Raw genomic sequence first — 21335 nt, forward strand, 5'->3', positions numbered from 1 at the left:
GGACGGCGGATGGCGCCGTTCGGGGGATGGTCGCGCCGCTCAGGCGGTGGGGTCGACGAGGCGGGCGCGGGCGGCGGCCAGGTCGTCGTCGCCGAGCCCGGCCCCGCGAAGGTAGGACTCGACGTCGAGCGACTCCACCGTGGCCGTGATGACCTCGCGGGCCGTGGTGTTCGCGCGGGCGAGCGTCGCCCGGATCCTGGGGTCCTCGTCGGCCTCGCCGAGCTTGACGAAGAGAGGCCGCAGCCGCTCGGTGCTCAGCTCGTAGTCGGCGGCGATGTCGGCGGCCGACACACCCGCGAGGGCGAGCATCAGCAGGGTGACGAGCCCGGTGCGGTCGCGGCCCGCCATGCAGTGCACGACGACACCGCCCGGCTCGGCGCGGGCGATCGCCGACACGGCGGCGGCGCACCGCTCCGCCTTCCGCTCCAGGAAGGGCCGGTAGTACAGGGGCGTGCCGTACAGGCCCGCGACCGGCCCGGTCCAGAACTCGGTGTCGCCCCGGTCGTCCAGGGGGACGCGCACGGTGGTCAGACCGGCGGGACGGCTCACCACACCGCCCCGCCAGTCGCCGTCGTTGCGCAGGTCGACGACCGTACGGACGCCGTGGTCCGCGAGTGCCCGCCATCCGGCCGGGCTGAGGCGCTCGGGGGCGTCGGAGCGGACGAGGGCGCCCCAGCGCGTCTCGCGGCCGTCGGCGGTGCGCATGCCGCCCAGGTCGCGGACGTTGTGGCAGCCGTCCCAGTCGAGGTGCCGGTTTCGCGGGACGACGGCGCCCGCTCCTTCGCGCCCCCGGTCGTCCACGTCGTTCGTATCGCCTCTGTCGCCTGTGTCGCTCATGTGAGGTCCTTCCGGTGTCTCGTCGTGCCACCGTTGTCAGGTCGCCGAGATCGTGCCGCCGGGCGCCGGGGGGTCTCCCGCGCACTCCGACGCGGCCCAGGCCATCAGGTCCTCGATGTACAGGAGCATGTCCTCCGCGGTCTCCCCCCAGCCGGTCGCGTCACTCCACTGGAGGCTGAACACGGCGCCCGCGGGGCGGTGCAGGACGGTCATCATGTAGCGGGCGCCCAGCGGGCGAGGTGGTGAGAAGGTGACGATCCGGTCGTCCTCGTCGCCGGGGAACCCGTCGTCACCCGCGGGCCACAGCGTGTTGAGGTCGTCCGCGACCCCCTCGTCCATGTAGCTGAACCGGGGGTAGGCCACCCCGGTCTTGTACAGGCCGCCGAGGATCTCCTCGCACATCCGCTCCGTGGCGTACGGGTCGGCGTTGGCGAACCGGTGACCGGACAGCTGCTGGGCGGCGCAGTCCGCCAGCGCCCTCCGGTACGCGGCCCCCGGTGAGCCGGTGGACATGGCGGGCAGGAGCACGGGCATCGTCATGGTGGCCTTGCGCACCGATCGTCCCGCCCCGGCGGAGAAGCGGTTCGCCGAGATCGCGAAGATCCCGGCCCGCGACGACCGTTCCACCGCGCAGACGGCGGTACCGAAGGCGAGGAGGAAGGCGGCGGAGGGGGAGACGCCCGTCGCCCGCGCTATGGCGTCGGCCGCCCGCCCCGCGCGGCGGGACGCCAGCCAGCAGGAGCGGAACTCCCCCCGACCAGGCTCACCGGACCGTCCGAGGGGGGCTCGCGAGGGCGCGAAGGGCACGTGGCTGTCGAGCGCCTTGCCGATCTCGCCCAGCCGCCGCTCCCAGTAGCCCAGGGCCCGCCGCTGGTAGGCCAGCCCGGCGGGAGAGGATTCGGAGAGGGCGACGTCGATCGGCTGTTCCGCGGCGGGGCCGGGGAACGGCTCGCGGCCCGAGCCCCGCGCGCGGAGGGCGTGGTTCAGGTCGTCGCAGAGGACCCGCATCCCCCACGGGTCGATCGCGACGTGGTCGACGACGAGGTCGATCCGGCGCACGTGCCCGTCCGCCGCGTCCAGGACGGCCTTGACGGGCCACTGCTCGCCGATCCTGAAGCAGGTGCGCCGCCACGGGGTGTCGAAGCGCCGCCTGAAGGACACCTCGTCCTCCAGCACCTCGATCACGTCGTCCAGCCGGTCGTCGACCGGGCAGACGTACTGGCGGCTGTCCTCGCGGCCCGCGCGGCGGACCAGCGACCGCAGTCCCTCGTGCCGGGCCAGGACGTCGCGTACCGCCGTGACGACCTGGCCGACGGGCAGGCTCCGTCCCGGTACGGCGGCGCAGATGTTGTCCTCGTAGGAGGTGTCCGTGTCGGTGGGGATCCACTGGACCCACTCGTGCTGGGCCCAGGTGAGCGGCCCGTCGCGCACCACCCGCGCGTCCGGGTACCGGCCTGGTCCGGTCAACAAAGTCCCCGCCTTCGAATATCGGGAATCCCTCCCGGGGCCGGAAGCCGGAGACGATCCGGACGGAACGGCGAGCGGAGAGAGAACGTCGTGGGCGACCGTCCGGACCGTGTCCGGCGTGATTTCGCGAGCCGTGCGTTCCGCCCGCGCGGCCACTCGGAGGCGGCGTGGCGGTGGAACAGCGACCCGGGCGTCGCGAGCCCGCCCGCGAAGCCGCTCGCCGACAATGATCAGACACTCCCGGCGGCGGCGCGGTCAACCTCCCGCACCCCGCCTTCGCGGTGCGCGCACCGGCAACTAGTGTCAGGCAACATGATGTCAGCGGTACGTCCGGCGGCGGTGCGGACGGGCCGGAGCGAAGTCGGCGCGCCCCTCGGAGAAGTCATCGGTTACCCGAGACTAAATGTCAACTCCTTGCGGATTTATGTTTTTATCTGACAGTCTTTTGTCGTGATTATGAGGGATCTCCTTTCGGGTGCGCGATCTGCCAGTGGGGAGGCCGTTATGAGAACGGCTCCCGCGCTTCTCCGGTGGGAGGCATAGGAATGGACATGCTCGCGCGGGGGGACGCGCGGGACGGGATCACCCCCCGGCCCGACGGCGTCCGCGAGCTGCCGCTCTCGTTCGGCCAGGAGCGCATGTGGTTCCTGGACCGGCTGGAACGGACCGGCGGCGGCGCCGCCCACAACGTCTTCATCGCCGAACGGCTCAGGGGGCCGCTCGACCCGGACGCCCTGGAACGGGCGCTCGCCGAGATCGTGGCCAGGCACGAGATCCTGCGGACCCGCTTCCCGAGCAGGGACGGCACTCCCGTCCAGATCGTCGACGAGCCACGCCCGCCCGGCGCCCGGCCGTACGCCGACACGGCCGGGCCCCCGGACGCTGGGACCCGAGGAACGGCCGGGACGCGGGGCGAGACCGGGGCAGGGGACACGGCCGGGGTACGGGACGGGATCGGGACACAGCGGGACGGGATCGGGGCACAGGGGGAGATCGGGGCACGGGGTGGGTTCGGAGCGCGGGACGAGGCCGGTTCTGAGAACGAGGGGTACGAGGGGCACGACCGGCCGTACCTGAGGCTGCTGGACCTGTCGGATCTTCCCGAGGCGGAACGTGAGGCGCGGACCGCGCGGCTCGTCCGGGAGCAGATCGAGCGGCGGTTCGACCTGGCGGGCGAGCCGCCGCTCCGGGCGGGCCTGTTGCGCCTGTCCGAGCGGGAACACGCGATCTACGTCGTGTTCCACCACATCGCCGTGGACGGCTGGTCGGTCGGCGTGTTCGCCCGCGAGCTGGCCGCGTTCTACGGCGCGTTCCAGGCCGGTGAGCCGCCGTCGCGGGCGCCGCTGCCGATCCAGTACGCGGACTTCGCGCTGTGGCAGCGCGGACGTCCGGACGACCTGACGGACGAGCAGCTCGGCTACTGGCGGCGAAGGCTGGCCGACCCGCCGACGCTGGACCTCCCGACGGACCGGCCGCGTCCCGCGGTCAGGACCTCCGAGGGCGGCTGCGCCCTGCTCCGGCTCCCCGCCGAGCTGGCCGACGGCGTCGACGGTCTCGCCCGGCGCACGCGTACCACGCCGTTCATGGTGCTGCTCGCCGTGTACCTGGTCCTGCTGTCGCGCCGCTCCGGCCAGGAGGACACCTGCGTCGGCACGCCGATCGCCGGACGGGACAGGGACGAGCTGGAGCCGCTCATCGGGCTCTTCCTCAACACGCTGGTGATCCGCGGGGACCTGTCGGGCGACCCGACCTTCGGGGAACTGCTCGTCCGGGTCCGCCGCGCGGCCCTGCAGGCGTACACCAACGCGGCCCTGCCCTTCGACCGCCTGGTGAGCGAGCTGAACGTCCCCAGGGACCTCAGCCGCACGCCCCTGTTCCAGGCGCAGCTCGTCCCGCACGACTACAAGGGGACCGCCCTCACCCTGCCCGGCGTCACCGCGGAACCCGTCGACCTGGGCGACGCGCGGTCGGCGATGTTCGACCTGTCGCTGGAGTTCGGGCGGCGTGACGGCGACCTCGAACTCTCGCTCGTCTACAGCACGGCCCTGTTCGACCACGGCACGGCAGAACGCATGGCGGAGCACGTCGCGGCCATGCTGCGCAGGGCCGTCGAGGACCCCGGCACGCGGCTGTCCGAGCTGGGCCTCCCGCCGGAGGCGGAGCGCGAGCTGACCCTCACCGCGTGGAACGACACCGCCGCCCCGCGCCCGGAGACCACCCTCCACGACCTGGTCGCGGGCGAGCCCGGGGCGGTCGCGGCCACGTGCGGGGGGCGGAGCCTGACGTACGCGGAACTGGAGACGAACGTCAACCGGCTGGCCAACCGGCTGCGGCGCGAGGGCGTGCGGCCCGGGGCCGTCGTGGCCGTGTGTACCACCCGCTCGCTGGAGACGCTGGTCGCGCTGCTGGCCGTGATGCGGGCGGGCGGCGCCTACCTGCCCCTCGACCCGGACTACCCCGCCGAGCGCCTCGCCTTCGTCCTGCGCGACTCGGGCGCGGAGCTGCTCCTCACCGAGGAGCGCCTGCGCGGACGGCTTCCCGAGGGGGCCGCGAGGATTCTGCTTGTCGAGGATCCCCGGGCGTTCGCCGATGAACCCGGCACGCCCCCCGCGCCGCTCGCGACGCCGGACGACCTCGCGTACGTGATCTACACGTCGGGCTCGACGGGCCGCCCCAAGGGGGTCGCGATCGAGCACCGCGCCGTGGTCAACCTGCTGCTGGCCATGAGGGACCTGCTCGGCTCCGGGCCCGGCCACGTCTGGCTGGCGCTCACCTCCCTGTCGTTCGACATCTCCGTACTGGAGTTCTTCCTCCCGCTGGTCAGTGGCGGCCGGGTGGTCGTCGCGGGTGGCACGGAGGCGCCGGACGCGCTCGCGCTGGCGAGGCTCGCCGCCGCGCACGGCGTGACGCACGTCCAGGCGACGCCGTCGGGCTGGCGTGCGCTCCTCGACGCGGGATTCGACGGGCCGAGGGTGACCGCCCTCGCCGGGGGCGAGGCGCTGCCGCCCGCCCTCGCCCGCGCGCTGCGGGGACGCGTACGGGCGATGTGGAACGTGTACGGGCCCACCGAGACGACGATCTGGTCCACCCACGAGCCGGTGCCCGCCGGAGCCGGGGCGGTGGCGATCGGCAGGCCGCTGGCCAACACCCGGGTTCACGTGCTCGACGAGAGGCTCGACCCGGTACCCGTCGGGGTGGTCGGCGAGCTGTTCATCGCGGGGACGGGGCTGGCGCGGGGCTACCTGAACCGGCCGGGCCTGACCGCGGAGCGCTTCCTGCCCGACCCGTTCGGTCCCCCGGGCTCACGCCTGTACCGGACCGGCGACCGGGTGAGATGGCTGGCGGACGGGCGGCTGGAGTTCCTCGGCCGCGCTGACGGCCAGGTGAAGCTGCGGGGTCACCGCGTCGAGCTGGGCGAGGTCGAGGCCGCCCTGGAGACCCACCCCCGGGTCGCCCGCGCGGTCGCCGCGATCGTCGACGACACCCTGGTGGCGTACGTGGTCGGGTCCCCGGCCGCCGGGACCGCTGGAGCCGGGGTCGGGACCGGATCGGGTGCCGGTACCGCCGCGACCCTCGGGGAAGCGGATCTCGCGGGACTCCGGGAGCACGTCGCGCGGTCGCTGCCCGCGATCATGGTGCCCGCCGTCGTGGTGCCGCTGCCCGCGCTGCCCCTCACCCCGAACGGCAAGCTCGATCGCAAGTCGCTTCCCGCGCCGGGCAGGCCGTCCGCCGGGCACGGTCGCCCGCCGGAGAGCCACCTGGAACGACAGGTGGCCGGGATCTTCGCCGAGGTGCTGGGCGTGGCCGCCGACCGGCTCGGCGCCGACGACGACTTCTTCGGCCTGGGCGGGCACTCGCTGCTCGCGGTCAAGGTCACCGCGCGGGTCGCGGCGCTGCTCGGCGTGGAGGTTCCCGTCAGGGAGCTGTTCGTCCGGCCGACGGTCACCGGGTTCGCCGAGGTCGTCGGCGCCGCCGTACCCGACCCCGCGGACGACCGCGACGACCGGGACGACCGCGCGGTCCCGTTGCGTCCGCGCCCCGACGGTACGCCGCTCACGCTCTCGCCCGCGCAGGAACGGCTCTGGTTCCTGCACCGGCTCGATCCTGACGACGCGGCGTACAACATGTTCAACGTCTGGCGCCTGCGCGGCGATCTCGACACCGTCGCGCTGGGACATGCTCTCCGGGACCTGGCGGCGCGGCACGAGACCCTGCGTACCCGCTACCCGGAGGTGGACGGCGGGCCGGTCGCGATCACCGACCGCGCGACCGGTCCGCTGATCGAGCACATCGACCTCACCGGCGCGGAAGCGGCGAGCGATGTGCCGGGAGAACGGCTCACGAGGAGGACCGGCCCGGGAACAGCCGGAGGAGAGAGCGGCGAGGGGCTCGCGGGAAGTGGCTCCGGAAGCACTGAGGGGTTCGCGGGAAGTGGCTCTAGAAGCGCTGAGGAGTTCACGGGCAGGGGCGGCCCCGGAAGCGCTGAGGGGTTCGCGGGAAGTGGTTCCGGAAGCGCTGAGGAGTTCACGGGCAGGAACGGTTCCGGAAGCGGCGAGGGGCTTGCGGGGAGGGAGCGGGAGGCGCGGAGGCTGGTCGCGGAGCGGACCAACGCCCCCTTCGACCTCGCGGACGCGCCCCCGTTCCGGGTCAGCCTGCTGCGCCTGGCCGAGCACGACCACGTGCTCTGCGTCGTCCTCCACCACATCGCGGGCGACGGCTGGTCGCTCAACGTCCTGGCCGACGACCTGGCCGCCCTGTACGCCGCGCGAAGGAACGGGACCGAGCCCGATCTCGCCGTCCCGCCGGTGACGTACGGGGACATCGCGTTCTGGCAGCGGGGCCGCGACGACGGGGCGGCGCTCGGTTACTGGCGCGAACGGCTCGCCGACCCTCCCGTGCTGGACCTGCCGCTCGACCGTCCCCGCCCGTTGACCTCCTCCCATACGGGTGGATTCCACTCCTTCCGCCTGCCCGCCGACCTCGCCGCGCGGCTGGAGGAGGTGGCGCAGGAGTGCGGGGCGACCCTTTTCATGGTGCTGCTCGCCGCGTACCAGGTGCTGCTGGCCCGTCACACCGGGCAGGACGACATCATGGTCGGCTCTCCCTACGCGGGGCGGGACCGCGTCGAGCTGGAGCCGGTCGTCGGCTACCTCGCCAGCACCCTCGTCCTCCGGGGCGACCTGTCGGGGGACCCGTCCTTCACCGGTCTCGTGGGCCGTACCCGGACGACCGTGCTGGAGGCGATGGCGCACCAGGAGGTGCCGTTCGAGAAACTCCTGGCGGAGCTGGAGGTGGAGCGCGACCTGAGCCGTACGCCGCTCTTCCAGACCATGGCCATCCTGCACAGCCAGGACGACGGTGCCAGGGACTCCCTCGCCGACCTGGACCTGGAGTTCTTCGACGCGGGATACCGGCAGGCCAAGTTCGACCTCATGCTGGAGGCGTGGCGGGACGACGACGGGCTCTCCCTGGTGCTCGGCTACGACGCCGAGCTGTTCGAGGCCGAGACCGTCACCCGTCTCGCGGGCCGGTTCGCCGTCCTGTGCCGGGCGATCGCCGCCGACCCCGGCCGGGCCCTCTCCGCGCTGCCGCTGCGCACCGACGAGGACGACGCGCGGCTGCGCGTTCACGAGGCGACAACGGCCCCCGTTCCGGGCTCCCTCGTGCCGGACCTCATCGGGGAGGCGACCGCCCTGTACGCGGACGCGACCGCGGTGGGCCACGGTGACGAGACGCTGACCTACGCGGGCCTGGAGCTTCGCGTCGCCTCGCTGGCCGCCCTGCTCAGGCGCCACGGTGTCGTACGGGAGACGGTCGTCGCGGTCGTGGCGGACCGGTCGGTCGGTGTCGTCGCGGCACTGCTCGCCGTGTGGCGCGCCGGTGGCGCCTACCTGCCCGTCGACCCCGAACTCCCGGAGGAACGGGTCAGGACGCTCCTGTCCGGCAGCGGGGCCGCCCTCCTGGTGACGTCCCGCCCCCTCGACGGCCCGCCGCCGGGGGACATCCCGGTGCTGGTCCTGGACGACCTGGAGTTCGAGGAGCGTGAGGAGACCGCGCACCTCGTCGGCGGTGACGACGCCGCGTACGTGATCTACACCTCGGGGTCCACCGGGCAGCCCAAGGGCGTGGTGGTGGAGCACCGGGCCCTGGCCGAGCGGGTGGCCTGGATGAGGGAGGCGTACGGGCTGGGGCCGGGAGACCGGGTGGTCCAGTTCGCCGCGCTCGGCTTCGACGCGCATGCCGAGGAGATCTACCCCGCGCTGGCCTCGGGAGCGGCCCTCGAGCTCCTGCCGGACGGCGCGGTCACCCTTCCCGAGGTGCTCGCCGGGCCCCGGGGGCGCGAGGTGACCGTGCTGGACCTGCCGACCGCCTACTGGCACCGGCTGGTCGACCAGATCGGCGACGTGGCCTGGCCGGAACGGCTGCGGCTGGTCATCCTCGGCGGCGAGCAGGTGCACGCGGAGGCCGTGGCCCGCTGGCGGGAGAGGTTCGGCGACCGGGTCCGGCTGGTCAACACGTACGGGCCCACCGAGGCCACGATCATCGCCACCGCGGCCGATCTCGGCCCCGCCGACACCGGGGGACGCCCACCGATCGGACGGCCGATCGGTGGCACCCGGGCGATCGTCGTCGACCCCCGCGTACCGTCCGGCGCCCCCGGAGGACCTCCGCACGGTGCACCTGAACCTCCGCACGGTGCGTCCGGGTCTCCGCACCGCGCGCCTGAGCTTCCGCACCGCGCGCCCGGGTCTCCGCACGGTGAGCTTCCGCGTCGTGCGTCCGGGTCTCCGCATGGCGCGCCCGGGGCTCCGTACGGGGCCTCAGGGGGGTCCCTCCGCCGTGTGCCGCCCGGTGTCGCCGGGGAGTTGCTCCTCGGGGGAGCGGGGCTCGCCAGGGGGTACCTCGGCCGTCCGGATCTGACCGCCGAGCGGTTCCTCGACGACCCGGAGGTGGGGCGGCTCTACCGCACCGGGGACCTCGTCCGGTGGCGCGCGGACGGCCAGCTGGAGTTCCTGGGCCGCGTCGACGACCAGATGAAGGTCCGCGGGTTCAGGATCGAGCCCGCAGAGATCGAGGGACGCCTCCTCGCCCACCCCGGCGTACGGCAGGCGGCGGTGACCGCTCGCGAGGAGAGGCTGGTCGCCTACGTCGCGGGCCCCGCCGACCCGGCGGAGCTCCGGCGCGACCTCGCCGCGGCGCTTCCGCCGTACATGGTTCCCGACGTGTGGGTGACCCTGGACGAGCTGCCGGTGACCACCGGAGGGAAGATCGACCGCCGCGCGCTGCCCGCGCCCGGCCTCGACCCCGCCGGGGACCGGCCCTTCGTGGAGCCCAGGAACGACGCGGAGATCCTCGTGGCGGGCGTCTGGCAGGAGGTGCTGGGGGTCGGCAAGGTCGGCGCGCTCGACGACTTCTTCGCGCTGGGCGGCCACTCGCTGCTCGCCGTGCGCGTCGGCTCCCGCCTGCGCACGGCCGCCGGGATCGACGTTCCGGTCCGCGAGCTTTTCAGGAACCGTACGGTGGCCGATCTCGCGGTCGCGGTGGAGCGGATCCTGATGGAGGAGCTGTCCGCGCTGACGGACGAGGAGGTCGCCCGGATGCTCGGCACGGACGGCTCCTGAACACCGCCGTCTTTTCCCCTCGACTTTCCCACGACGACGGACGGGCCGGGGAGAACCCGGCCCCCTTCCCGGGCCGGACCCCGGGGTCTCCCACTGGAGGTATTCGATGAGTCACCAAGACGTCGCCGGTCAGGCCGGTCAGGTCGGCCCGGCTGGTTCGGCCGGTTTGTCCGACCCGGTGGAGCCCGCCGGTCCTGTCGTTCCCGCCGGTCGGACAGTGGTTGCCGAGCGGGCCGAGGCGACGGCGGGGGAGGGCGTGCCCCTCTCCGGCGACTCCCTCAGGCTGTGGCTGGCCGAAGCCCTGTCCACGGCATGCGACGGGGAACTCTCCGCCCGGGAGATCCTCGACTCCGACACCTCGTTCGTCGCCATGGGGATCACGTCGATCGCCACGATCCGCCTCGTCGACACCATCGAGGCGGAGCTGGACGTAATGATCGACTTCGGCGGCGACACCTGGTTCCTCCAGGACCTGGACGCCCTGACCGCCTACCTGACCGACCTCCCCCGTTCCTGAGGGAACCGCCGGTCCGGCTCAGTGCTGCCCCGCCGCGCGGCCGAGGGCGATCCTGGTGGTCTCCTCGGGGTACGGCGACAGGCGTACGGCGTCGGCGGGGGACAGTCGGCCCGCGGTCACCCCCTCGCACAGCCGGGCCAGGGCGGAGATCTCCGCGTGCTGCGCGACGACGAACGCACGACCGACCGGGTCGCCGTGCCCGGGAACGACCGTGCCACCAAGGCCGTGACCGTGACCGGGGGCAGGGGTGACCGGGTCGCCGTAACCCGGAACGGCCATGCCACCGGGGCCGGGGTTGTGACCGGGGGCGATCGGATCGCTGTGACCCAGAATGGCCATGCCATCGGGGCCGGGGCTGGGGGCAGGGCCGGGAGCGGCCGGGGCGTCGTGACCGGGGAGGACCGCGCCGCCGGGATCGTCGTCGAGCAGGTCGAGCAGCCCGGCGACCGTGGCGGGCCATTCGAGGGGGTAGGCGTCCTCGTAGGCGGGCGGCGCGCCGTTCTCCACGAGGTCCCCGGCGAAGACCACCCCGGCGTCCGGCACGTGGACGACCAGGTCGTTGCCGGAGTGCCCCCGGCCGAGGTGGGCCAGGACGACCGGGCGGCCCCCGACGACGAGCCGCGCCCGATCGGTCACGAGGTGGTCCGGTGGCACGATCTCGGTCCTCGCGATGTCGTCGGCGATGTCCGCGCGTCCCAGGTCTCGGTAGTAACGTGCCCACTCCTCCCTGGCCCGGCCGCCGTTCTCGACCAGGTCGGTACGGCAGCCCTCGTGCGCCCAGACGGGGCGGCCGAGGAACGACCGGGTGCCGAAGCTGTGGTCGAAGTGCGAGTGGGTGATCGCCACCGTCCACGGGTCGCGGGTGATCCGTCTCACCTCCGCGAGCAGCTCCGCCCCCTGCCGCTCGTCCCCCCGCGTGTCGACCACCAGGCAGCCGCCGTCACCCATGACCAGTCCCACCGACAGGTCCAGCTCGGCGTACCGCCGCACCAGCACCCGGTCCGCCACCTCGACCCATCGACCTTCCATGGGTCGTATTCTCCCTGACCGCCGGGACCGGCCGAGGCGACCGAGGGCACCCCCACCGCGCGCCCCTCGCTTTCCAGAGCCGCTCCCCGGAGACCGTTCACCCCCGCAGGTACGTCACCACCGCCAGTACCCGGCGATGGTCGTCCTCGGCCGGTGGCAGGTCGAGCTTGGTCAGGATGCTGCCGATGTGCTTGCCGATCGCGGCCTCCGAGACCACCAGGGCCCTGGCGATCGCCGCGTTGGAGCGGCCCTCGGCCATCAGGGCCAGCACCTCCCGCTCGCGGGGGGAGAGCCGCTCCAGCGGGTCGCGGCGGCGGCGCAGCAGTTGCCTCACCACCTCGGGGTCCACGATCGTCCCGCCGTCGGCCACGTCGCGCAGCGCGTCGACGAACTCCTCCACGTCGCCGACCCGGTCCTTGAGCAGGTAGCCGACCCCGGTGCCGTCGCCGGAGTCCAGCAGTTCGGCCGCGTAGGTCTGCTCGACGTACTGGCTCAGCACCAGCACGGGCAGGCGCGGGTCCGCCGCGCGGAGCGCGACCGCGGCCCTGAGGCCCTCGTCGCTGAAGCCGGGCGGCATCCGCACGTCGGTCACGACGATGTCGGGGGCGTGCTCGCGTACCGCCTCCACGAGCCCTACGGCGTCACCGGCCGTGGCCACCACCCGGTGCCCGAACCGGGCGAGCAGCTCGGCCAGTCCCGCGCGGAGCAGCACGCCGTCCTCGGCGATGACTACCTTGAGGGATCGATCGGGGTGCACGGGATCTCCACGCGTAGCAGGGTCGGCCCACCGGCCGGGCTGGAGAGTACCAGTCTGCCGTCGACGACCGAGACGCGGTCGGCCAGCCCGGCGAGCCCGCTCCCCTCCACGGCGTCGGCGCCGCCCACGCCGTCGTCGCCGATCTCCACGACGAGGCGGGCGCCGTCCATCCGGCCGGTGACCGTGGCCCGCCGGGCCCCGCTGTGCCGGGCCACGTTCGCCAGCGCCTCGCACACCACGAAGTACGCGGTGGCCTCCACCACCTCGGGCAGCCGCGCGGGGAGCGTCACGGCGACCTCCACGGGTACGGAGGAGCGGTCGGCGACGTCGGCCACGGCGGCGGGCAGCCCCCGGTCGGTGAGGATCTGCGGGTGGATGCCCCTGATCAGGTCGCGGATCTCGGCCAGCGCGAGTTTCGCCTGCTCGTGCGCCCTGCCGACCAGCTCGGCCGTCTCGTCCCCCCGGGTGAGCTTGGCCAGGCCGAGCGTCATGGTCAGTGAGACCAGCCGCTGCTGGGCGCCGTCGTGCAGGTCCCGTTCGATCCTGCGGCGTTCGGCCTCGAAGGCCGAGACCAGCCGGGACCTGGACCGGGTGAGCTCGACGACCCGCCTGGCCTCGTCGTTCTGCCGGGGAGCGAGCAGCGCGCGGGCCACCAGCCCGTGCAGCACCGCGAGCGCCGTCAGCGGGTACGCGAACAGCACGAGCAGGACGACCCCGAGCAGCGCCGCGAGGAACGCCTCGGGATAGCCGCTGATCAGCCAGAACTTGAGCAGCCGCACCTCCCCGTCCTCCTGGACGGCGAAGGGCGCGTACATGGCCAGCGCCGGACCGGCGACCCCGTACACCAGGGCGATCAGCTCCATCGGCCAGAGCACGGTGACCAGCAGGCCGGTGTAGGCCAGCTCCCGCCAGGTGGCCTGCTCACGGAAGCGCGTTTGCGCCCACGCGCGCAGCCCCGTCCGGTCGGGCTCGTGGTGGGGCGACTCCACCGGCTCCGAGTCGATGATCCGCAGACGGCGGCGTTCCAGCGCGGCGACCGGTATCCCGCAGAACCCCAGCGCCACGATGAACGGGATGCCCACCACCACCAGCGTCAGCACCGCGCCGACGGCCAGGCAGAGGATGACCACCACGAGCGCGACCGCGCCGACGAGGACACTCGTCAGCAGGTACGCCACCGAGCGCCACGGCCACCACGTGGCGAGCAGGCTCCACCGGGTGAGTGCCTGCCAGGCCGCCCGCGATCGCATCAACCGAGGGTACGGCCCGTGCGGGTGTGGCCTCTACCTGGCCTGACCTACCCCGGAGGTATGGCCAGGCATACCCGGAAGACTAGGCTCCGGCGCCCTGCGGGCCGCGCCCCCGCGGCGGTCTGATGGGAGTCATGAACAAGACGGCGGCACCCGCGGACCTGCGGACATTCATGGCGGCGGCGGTGCGCAGGCAGCGCGTGGTGGGCGCGATCGCCCCGAGTTCCCCGGCCCTGGGCAGGGCGCTCAGCGCGGTGGTCCCCGCGCTGGGCCCGTCGGTGGTCGTGGAACTGGGGGCCGGTACCGGTCCGGTCAGCGAGGCCATCCGGGCGCGGCTGGCCCCGGGATCCCGCCAGCTGGCCGTGGAGATCGACCCGGGCATGGCCGCGCACCTGCGCCGGACGAAACCCTGGATGGAGACGATCGAGGGCGACGCCGCCGACCTCGGCGCGCTCCTGGCCGCCGCCGGGGTCGACCGGGTGGACGCGGTCGTCAGCACGCTGCCCTGGTCGCTGTTCCCCGGGGAGCGACAGGAGCGGATCCTGGCCGGTGTCGGCCGGGCGCTCACGCCGTCCGGGGCGTTCACGACCGTCACCTACCTGTCCGCGCTGCCGCTCGCCGGGGCCAGGGCCCTGCGCCGGAGGTTGCGGTCGGCCTTCGACGAGGTGCTGACCACCGGTCCCGTCTGGCGGAACCTGCCCCCCGGGGTGGCGTACGTGTGCCGCAGGCCGATAATCCGCTAGCCTCCTCCGAACCCGTCCGACCCGCCGAGGCCCCTCGACCCCGCCCGGACCCGTACGGTCAGAGCCCCCCGGCCCCGCCCGGCGAGGTCAGGCGTCGGCGAACCAGGAGCCGTGGAAGCCCGCGGGCACCCGGCGCGGCAGCCGTACCGTCGCCACGGACTCCAGCGTTCCGGCGTCCAGCACCCACAGGGACGAGGCGTCCCCCGCCGTGACGATCGACATCAGCCAGCCGTCGTCCTCGGCGCGCGCGTCTCCCGAGGGGACGAACACCGCCTCGCCCGTCGCGCCGCCGGTCTCCCTGACGTCGCTCGCGCCGGTGTCCGCGTCGTACTTGACGATCGCGTTGTGGGCGACGGTGTACAGGTAACGGCTGGGCAGGCCGGTGCGCGCCTCGTTGACCGTGGGGAACTCGGTCGCGCGGTCGTCGAGGCGCTCCTCCTTCGCGAGACCGCTCTCCGGGTCGAGCGTCCACCGGTGCAGGCTCGCTCCCAGCTGGGGGTCCCCCGGCCCGGCGGGGCCGGGAGCCCCGCCCGTGCCGCCGCTGATCCTCTCCCACACGCTCTGGAAGCCCCGCGGCGTGTAGCGGATCGCGTCGAGGACCACTCTGCCCGCGGCGTCTTCGTGGGCGTTGCCGACGTGGAAGACGTAGCACGGGTCCACGTCGTACCAGCGCACCCGCCCGTCGGCCCGGCCCATGACGCCGAGCCTGGCGCCGTAGGCGTCGTCCCAGCGGTAGGGGAGGCCGCGACGCTCCAGGGCCGCCTCCATGTCGAAGACCGCCGGAAGGTCCAGCCAGACCACGTGGTTCTCGGTGATCGCGAAGTCGTGCATCATGGTCGGCCCGGGGACCTCGACCTGCCTGCTCTCGACCAGCTCGCCGGTGGCCGACAGGCGGTGGTAGGTGAGGTACGGAGGGGCGAAGCCGTAGCCGAAGAACAGAAGCTCCCCGGTGCGCGGGTCCTCCTTGGGGTGGGCGGTCATGGCCGTGGTGAGCCTGCCGCCGAAGTCGCAGGAGCCGATCGTGTCCAGCTCGGGGCCGATCTCGTACGGCAGGCCGCTCTCGACCAGTGCGAGGATCCGGTCGGCGTGCCGGATCACGCTGGTGTTGGCGGTGACGGCGGCCAGGTCGCGCCGCCCGTTGTCGATGAAGACGGCGTTGTCGGTGAACTTCGAAGTGCGCGTCCACCGGTTGCGGTACCACTCGGCGCGGCCGTCGCGCAGGCGGAGACCGTGGAGCATGCCGTGCCCGGCGAACCAGTGCCCCGGATCCTGGCCCGGCAGCGGGTTGGGGCCGTTGCGGAAGTAACGCCCGGTCAGCTCGGTGGGGAGAGCCCCCTCGACCGGGAGGTCGCGGGCGTCGGCCTCGTCGGGAACGGGTGCGAGGTCGCCCTGAAGGTAGGACGGGGTCATGATCCCTCCTTGATATTCCAGTAGTGACATGTCGAAAGTAGAACCTCCATAACTGACATGTCAATAGAGGAATGTAGGATGCCGTCATGAGCCTTCGACACGCGCTCCTGGGCCTGCTCTCCGAGGGACCAGCGAGCGGCTACGACCTGATGAAGCTGTTCGAGATCTCCCTGGACAACGTCTGGGCCGCCACCCAGAGCCAGCTCTACGGCGAGCTCGGCCGCCTCGCCGACGCCGGGCTGATCGAGGTCGTCGCCGAGGGGCCGCGAGGCCGCAAGGAGTACGCGCTGACGGAGTCCGGCCTGGCCGAGCTGCGCCACTGGCTGGTCGAGGTCGAGCCCGAGCGGGTACGCCGCAGCGACCTGCTGCTCCGGGTCTTCTTCCTGGGTGCGGTCGATCCCGCTCATGCCCGTGCCTACCTGGTCAAACAGGGCGCCGCCGCAGCCGAGCAGCACGAGCGGCTCGACCGGATCCGTCCGCTGACCGAGGGCTCGGAACAGATCTCCGTCTACGGGCGGCTCGCCCTGGAGTGGGGTCTGCGCGCCAGCGCCATGCAGCGGGAGTGGGCCGAGTGGGCCGCCCGCGAGATCGAGACCATCGCCTCCGCCGAGGACACCCGCGACACGCGGGCGACGGAGGCGACGGGAGACAAGCGGTCGGCGAAGACGATCGCCGACCGAGCCGACCGCTAGGAACCCGCGACGGCGATCCTGCCGGGGTCCGTGCGACTCATACGGCTCATGCGGTCCACCCAACGACGTTCAACGACACTCGACGACGCGTCGCCGGGTGTCGCGTGTCCCTCAGCCCAGGACCCGGCCGACCATCCGCGCGTACATCCGCCCCGGGCTCGGCACCGACGACGGGTGCAGGAAACCGGGAAGCATCGGCAGGTCCACCGCGAAGGGCTGCAGCCGCTCGTAGAGGACGTCGGCGCCCGGCGGACGGTTGTCGGGGTCCTTCTCCAGGAGCTCGGCGACCAGGCGGTTCAGCTCGTCCGGCACCCCGGGCACCTCCGGCGGGCGTTCCTTCACCTGGCGCTCGAACACGGCGTACTCGGTGGGGCCGGTGAACAGCTGGCGGCCCGTCAGCATCTCGTGGATCACGCACCCGAGGGCGTAGAGGTCGCTGCGGGGGCCGGACAGGCCACGCTGGATCTGCTCGGGGGCCATGTACGACGGGGTGCCGAGGATCTGGCCCACCCGGGTGAACTGGGTCGAGCCGGACTCGCGGAGCACGGCCAGGCCGAAGTCGAGGACCTTCACGCTCCCGTCGGGGCAGAGCATCAGGTTGGTGGGCTTCAGGTCGCGATGGTAGATGGACAGCGCGTGGGCGGCCGTCAGCACCGCGCAGGCCTGGGCGGCGATCGCCGCCGCCCACGGCACCGGGAGCGGGCCGTGCTCGCTGACCACGTCGGCCACGGTGACGCCCTCGATGAACTGCATCACCTGGAACAACCGCTGGTCGAAGGTGCCGAAGTCGTACAGGACCGGGGCGCCGGGGTGCTCCAGCCTGGCCAGGATGCGGGCCTCGCGCAGGAAACGCCGCTTCAGCTCCTCGTCGGGACCGGTGAGGAACTTCAGGAACTTGACGGCCACCCTGCGGTCGAGATGCTTGTCGTGGCCGCCGTAGACGGCCCCCATGCCTCCCTGGCCGAGCGGGAGGTCGTCGAGCACGTATCGGTCGCCGATGACCATCGACCCTCCCATGGACCTGCGGGCATCAAGCCCCTTGGTCGCACGGCCGGAGATGACCGTCGACCAGTCCGTCAAAGCCTAGCCGGATCAGCGTTTCCCCCAGCGTCCGCGTTTCGCGCAGTCTGTCCTCCAGCTCGAACAGCTCACGGAAGGCCGTACCGTACATCCGCTGGTCGGACAGGGGCAGCATGGGCACCCGCGCCCGTCGCACGTCGAGACGGCTGGAACTGGGATGGATCCTGGCAGCGTCGGCCGACCGCAGGAACCCGGCCAGGAACCCGGAGTCGAGCCGCTGCGGGTCGACCCGGTAGAGCGTGAGCTGCGGGCCGAGCGCCGCGCCACTCTGGGTGATCACCCTGACCGCGCCCAGTACGGTGGTCACCACGTCGCCCGGCCTGATCATGACCAGGGCCGGGTCGAGGGTGGTGCGGCCCGAGGGCGGCGTGCCCGCCGCGGTGTCGTCGGCGGTCAGCACCGGGAGCGGGCCCTCGTCGGCGGACATCCTCGCCGGTGCCTGAAGGATCGTGATCAGCCCCGCCTTGGCCAGCTCGCCGACCGTGGTGGTCGGCAGGTCCTGCCGTTCGGCGAGCATCTGGAGGGCGGGGGTGGCGTCCGGCAGCAGGGCCGAGGTCTCCTTGAACCTGGCCAGCGCGTCGGTGAAGTCGCGCAGGAGGTCGAGGCCGCCGTGCTGCGGGCGGTGCCTGGACGGGGCGAGGTCGACCTCGTCGTCGAGCAGGTCGATGATCCGCACCGTCCGGCTCTCGCCGGACAGCTCGGCCTCGGGGTTCTCCACGTACGCGCGCCAGGCGGGCTCCACGATCGACAGGTCGTCGCCCGCGTCCACCACCAGCAGCTGGGACGGGGGACGCCCGCCGTCGGGCCTGCGGAGCATCCACAGGTCGGGGCCGCCGGGCGCCAGCGTCACCACGGCCCGCAGCGCCCCCGCCCGGAGCAGGTTGCCGCGGATCCGCTTGCCGGGACGGCGGCTGGCGGCGGCGGTGGGCATCAGGATCGCCACCAGGCCGCCCGGCCTCACCCGGGCCAGGCAGTGCTGCACCCAGGCCAGCTCCGACTCCCCGCGCGGCGGTAGCCCGTACTCCCAGCGCGGGTCACCGGCGAGCTCCTCGTGTCCCCAGACCCGCTCGTTGAACGGCGGGTCGCAGACCACGGCGTCGGCGGGCTCACCGGCCAGGCGGTCCTCGCGCAGGGAGTCACCGGCGACGATCCGCGCCTCGGCCCCGCGCAGCAGCACCCGTACGGCGGTGAGCAGCGCGTTCGTCTCGTTGATCTCCTGCCCCACCAGGACGGTCTCGCGCCCGGCCCCGGTCTCCGTCTCCCGCCCCGTTTCGGTCTCCGTCTTCCGCGCCGCCTCGGTCTCCGTCTCCCGGTTCGTCGAGGTGTCTCCCCGCAGCCCGGCCTGGGAGCTCGCGCCCAGCAGCAGTGTCCCGACGCCGCACGCGGGGTCCAGGACGACGCCCCCGTCCCCGGCCGCCAGCCGGACCATGAGCGCGACCACGTCGTCCCTGGTGACCGAGAGCTGCCGGGAGTGGGCCTCGACGTAGCGCTCGAAGAGGAACTCGAAGACCTCAAGCGGGCCGCGTTCGGCGGCCAGCTCGGCGACCAGCCGGACGAGGGCCAGGTCGGTCAGGCGGAGGTCGGCGGAGCCGGGCAGATCCGTCGTCACCTCGGCCACGCGGGTGAGAGACTTCGTACCATGATCACGCCAGGCGGTGGGCTCGCGGCGCAGGAACAGCAGGAACGCGCCGACCCTGGCGACCAGCTCGCCCAGCCTGAGGTCGTCGACCGAGGTGCGCATCCGCTGCCAGACCAGGTCACCGAGCGAGACCTCGAACGACTTGCCGTTCGCGCGCAGCCACACGGCGATCTCGGGCAGGGAGAACAGCGGGCTGGAGGCCGTGCCGCCCACCGGCTGGGGGAAGTCCTCGTGGCGGCGGCGCCAGTTGCTCACCGCAGCCCTGCCGACCCCGGCGAGCCTGGCGATGTCGCCCGCGTTCACGGTGATCTCCTGGCTCTCCTCCATGATGGGCCACAGTAGTTGACTGTGCCGCAACGGTCTACAACGACTTTGCTTGTGAAGTGCTTCAACCAATGATTTACTGCCCTCATGGCACTGAACCAACCACTTGCACTGCGCTACGCGGCTCGCTCCGACGTGGGTGTCCGCCGTGAGGCGAACGAGGACTCGGGCTACGCGAGCGCGCGCCTGCTCGCCATAGCCGACGGCATGGGTGGTCACGCGGGTGGAGAGGTCGCCAGCTCACTTGCCGTCACAGCCATGGCGAAGCTGGACGAGACCCTGCCCGCCGACGGTGTCGACCTGCTCGCCGCGCTCAAGGGCGCCGCCAGGGACGTGAACCACACGCTGCGGGACATGAGCGAGCAGGACCCCACGCTGCGCGGCATGGGCACCACGTTGACCGCGATGCTCTGGGACGGCGCCACCTTCGCCCTGGCCCACGTCGGAGACTCCCGGGCCTACATGTTGCGCGACGGCGCCCTCTACCAGATCACCCACGACCACACCCTGGTCCAGTCGCTGGTGGACGAGGGGCGGATCACCCCGGAGCAGGCCGCCGAGCACCCGCGCCGGTCGATGGTGCTGCGGGTCCTCGAAGGCACCGGCGACGGCGAGCTGGACCTGTCGCTGCGCGAGGCCTACCCGGAGGACCGCTACCTGCTCTGCTCCGACGGCCTGACCGCCGTGGTCGGCCCGGAGACGCTGTTCAACACGCTGACCGAGATCTCCGACCCCGACGAGGCCGCCCGCTGGCTCATCGACCTGGCCAACCGGGGCGGCGGCCCCGACAACATCACCTGCATCGTGGCCGACTTCGGGGAGCCGACCGGCGCGGCCCAGCCGGGCCCGACCATCGTGGGCGCCGCGGTCGAGCGGAAACTCTCCCTCTGACCCGCGGTCCCGTAGGCCCTCGACCTCACCGACGCGGCCCGGACGATCCCGCAACCGATCCCGCAACCGATCCGTGGCCGATGTGGCACCAGCGGGCGGCGGCGGGAGGTCACACGTCTCCGGGACTCACCAGGTCCTGCCGGTGATGCGCTCGTACGCCTCGATGTAGCGCTCCCGGGTGACCTTCACGATCTCGGCGGGCACCTCGGGGGCGGGCTCCTTCTTGTCCCAGCCCGTGCCGGTCGCCCAGTCGCGCACGTACTGCTTGTCGAAGGAGAACTGCGCGTGGCCGGGCTCCCACCGGTCGGCGGGCCAGAAGCGGGAGGAGTCTGAGGTCAGCACCTCGTCGCCGAGCACGAGCGTGCCGTCGGCGGCCCGGCCCAGCTCGATCTTGGTGTCGGCGATGATGACGCCCCGCCCCGCGGCCAGCTCGGAGCCGCGCCGATAGACCTCCAGCGTGATCCGCCTGAACTCCTCGGCGGCCTCCGCGCCCTCCAGGGCGACGACGTCCTCGAAGGCGATGGGCTCGTCGTGCTGCCCGAGCGGCGCCTTGGTGCTCGGGGTGAAGATCGGCTCGGGAAGCCTGGAGCCGTCGACCAGTCCGGGCGGCAGCGGCACGCCCGACACCGACCCGTGCGCCAGATACTCCTTCAGCCCGCTGCCGGTCAGGTAGCCGCGCGCGATGCACTCGACCTGAACCATGTCCAGCCTCCGGCACCGTACCGCACGCCCCTCGAACTCGGCGGGCACGTCGGTCGCCGAGATCACGTGGTTGGGCACGATGTCGGCGAGCTGCTCGAACCACCACAGCGACAGCCGCGTGAGGATCTTCCCCTTGTCGGGGATCGGGGTGGGCAGGATCACGTCGTACACCGACACCCGGTCGGACGCCACGAGGACGATGTCCCCGCGATCCTCGTAGACGTCGCGGACCTTCCCGGAATGAAGAAGCTTCACTGCGTTCCTTGCTCTCGCTCGACCGGGCGGCCGTCTGCGGGCCACCGGTCGCTGACCGACACCCGCTCACCGTATTCGACACCCGGCGGCGACCCGCGCCCGCCCTGCCGGACGACCGGC

The 21335-nt window shown here is 72.9% G+C and carries 14 protein-coding genes; 5 read left to right on the forward strand and 9 right to left on the reverse strand.

All coding sequences use genetic code 11. From position 1 onward, the window contains the following. Nucleotides 1-39 precede the first annotated feature (39 nt). On the reverse strand, nucleotides 40-837 hold the full coding sequence (locus ACW9TB_RS22815; RefSeq protein WP_472750073.1) for a tyrosine-protein phosphatase: 798 nt from the start codon (nucleotides 835-837) through the stop codon (nucleotides 40-42). A 36-nt stretch (nucleotides 838-873) separates the two neighbouring features. Beyond that, complete coding sequence (locus tag ACW9TB_RS22820; protein WP_472750074.1) at nucleotides 874-2307, reverse strand: condensation domain-containing protein; 1434 nt, start codon at nucleotides 2305-2307, stop codon at nucleotides 874-876. A gap of 542 nt (nucleotides 2308-2849) precedes the next feature. Between ACW9TB_RS22820 and ACW9TB_RS22825 the strand changes: the two genes are divergently transcribed. Together ACW9TB_RS22825 and ACW9TB_RS22830 are read left to right on the forward strand one after the other, a co-directional pair. Then, the gene (locus tag ACW9TB_RS22825; protein ID WP_472750075.1) at nucleotides 2850-9926 is read left to right on the forward strand and encodes an amino acid adenylation domain-containing protein; all 7077 of its coding nucleotides are present in this window, start codon (nucleotides 2850-2852) and stop codon (nucleotides 9924-9926) included. A gap of 106 nt (nucleotides 9927-10032) precedes the next feature. Then, nucleotides 10033-10443 carry an acyl carrier protein gene (locus ACW9TB_RS22830; protein WP_472750076.1) on the forward strand — a complete coding sequence of 137 codons (411 nt, stop codon included), beginning with the start codon at nucleotides 10033-10035 and terminating at the stop codon, nucleotides 10441-10443. Between the two features lie 18 nt (nucleotides 10444-10461). On the opposite strand, the gene ACW9TB_RS22835 is transcribed toward ACW9TB_RS22830, so the two are convergent. The 3 genes from ACW9TB_RS22835 to ACW9TB_RS22845 form a co-directional block, all read right to left on the reverse strand. After that, nucleotides 10462-11472: an MBL fold metallo-hydrolase gene (locus ACW9TB_RS22835; protein ID WP_472750077.1), complete on the reverse strand. Its 1011-nt coding sequence runs from the start codon at nucleotides 11470-11472 to the stop codon at nucleotides 10462-10464. A gap of 97 nt (nucleotides 11473-11569) precedes the next feature. Further along, on the reverse strand, nucleotides 11570-12229 hold the full coding sequence (locus tag ACW9TB_RS22840; RefSeq protein WP_472750078.1) for a response regulator transcription factor: 660 nt from the start codon (nucleotides 12227-12229) through the stop codon (nucleotides 11570-11572). Continuing rightward, nucleotides 12202-13479, reverse strand: a complete 1278-nt coding sequence (locus ACW9TB_RS22845) for a sensor histidine kinase (protein ID WP_472750079.1) — start codon at nucleotides 13477-13479, stop codon at nucleotides 12202-12204. Before ACW9TB_RS22845 ends, ACW9TB_RS22840 begins: the two co-directional genes overlap by 28 nt. 134 nt (nucleotides 13480-13613) lie before the next feature. Between ACW9TB_RS22845 and ACW9TB_RS22850 the strand changes: the two genes are divergently transcribed. Further along, nucleotides 13614-14222: a class I SAM-dependent methyltransferase gene (locus ACW9TB_RS22850; RefSeq protein WP_472750080.1), complete on the forward strand. Its 609-nt coding sequence runs from the start codon at nucleotides 13614-13616 to the stop codon at nucleotides 14220-14222. An 87-nt stretch (nucleotides 14223-14309) separates the two neighbouring features. Here the strand turns inward: ACW9TB_RS22850 and ACW9TB_RS22855 are convergent, their stop codons facing one another. Next, nucleotides 14310-15632: a carotenoid oxygenase family protein gene (locus ACW9TB_RS22855; protein ID WP_472750081.1), complete on the reverse strand. Its 1323-nt coding sequence runs from the start codon at nucleotides 15630-15632 to the stop codon at nucleotides 14310-14312. An 86-nt stretch (nucleotides 15633-15718) separates the two neighbouring features. On the opposite strand from ACW9TB_RS22855, the gene ACW9TB_RS22860 reads away from it, so the two are divergent. After that, nucleotides 15719-16324 (forward strand): PadR family transcriptional regulator, encoded by a 606-nt coding sequence (locus ACW9TB_RS22860; RefSeq protein WP_472750082.1) that lies wholly within the window; start codon nucleotides 15719-15721, stop codon nucleotides 16322-16324. Nucleotides 16325-16435: 111 nt separating this feature from the next. Here ACW9TB_RS22860 and ACW9TB_RS22865 read toward each other — a convergent pair whose 3' ends face one another. Continuing rightward, complete coding sequence (locus ACW9TB_RS22865; protein WP_472750083.1) at nucleotides 16436-17329, reverse strand: serine/threonine-protein kinase; 894 nt, start codon at nucleotides 17327-17329, stop codon at nucleotides 16436-16438. A gap of 25 nt (nucleotides 17330-17354) precedes the next feature. After that, complete coding sequence (locus tag ACW9TB_RS22870; RefSeq protein WP_472750084.1) at nucleotides 17355-19370, reverse strand: N-6 DNA methylase; 2016 nt, start codon at nucleotides 19368-19370, stop codon at nucleotides 17355-17357. Nucleotides 19371-19454: 84 nt separating this feature from the next. Between ACW9TB_RS22870 and ACW9TB_RS22875 the strand changes: the two genes are divergently transcribed. After that, complete coding sequence (locus ACW9TB_RS22875; protein ID WP_472750085.1) at nucleotides 19455-20258, forward strand: PP2C family protein-serine/threonine phosphatase; 804 nt, start codon at nucleotides 19455-19457, stop codon at nucleotides 20256-20258. Nucleotides 20259-20384: 126 nt separating this feature from the next. On the opposite strand, the gene ACW9TB_RS22880 is transcribed toward ACW9TB_RS22875, so the two are convergent. Then, nucleotides 20385-21215, reverse strand: coding sequence for a phosphoribosylaminoimidazolesuccinocarboxamide synthase (locus ACW9TB_RS22880; RefSeq protein WP_472750086.1), 831 nt, complete (start codon nucleotides 21213-21215; stop codon nucleotides 20385-20387). Nucleotides 21216-21335 lie beyond the last annotated feature (120 nt).

Source organism: Streptosporangium sp. H13245 (genome assembly GCF_055690525.1).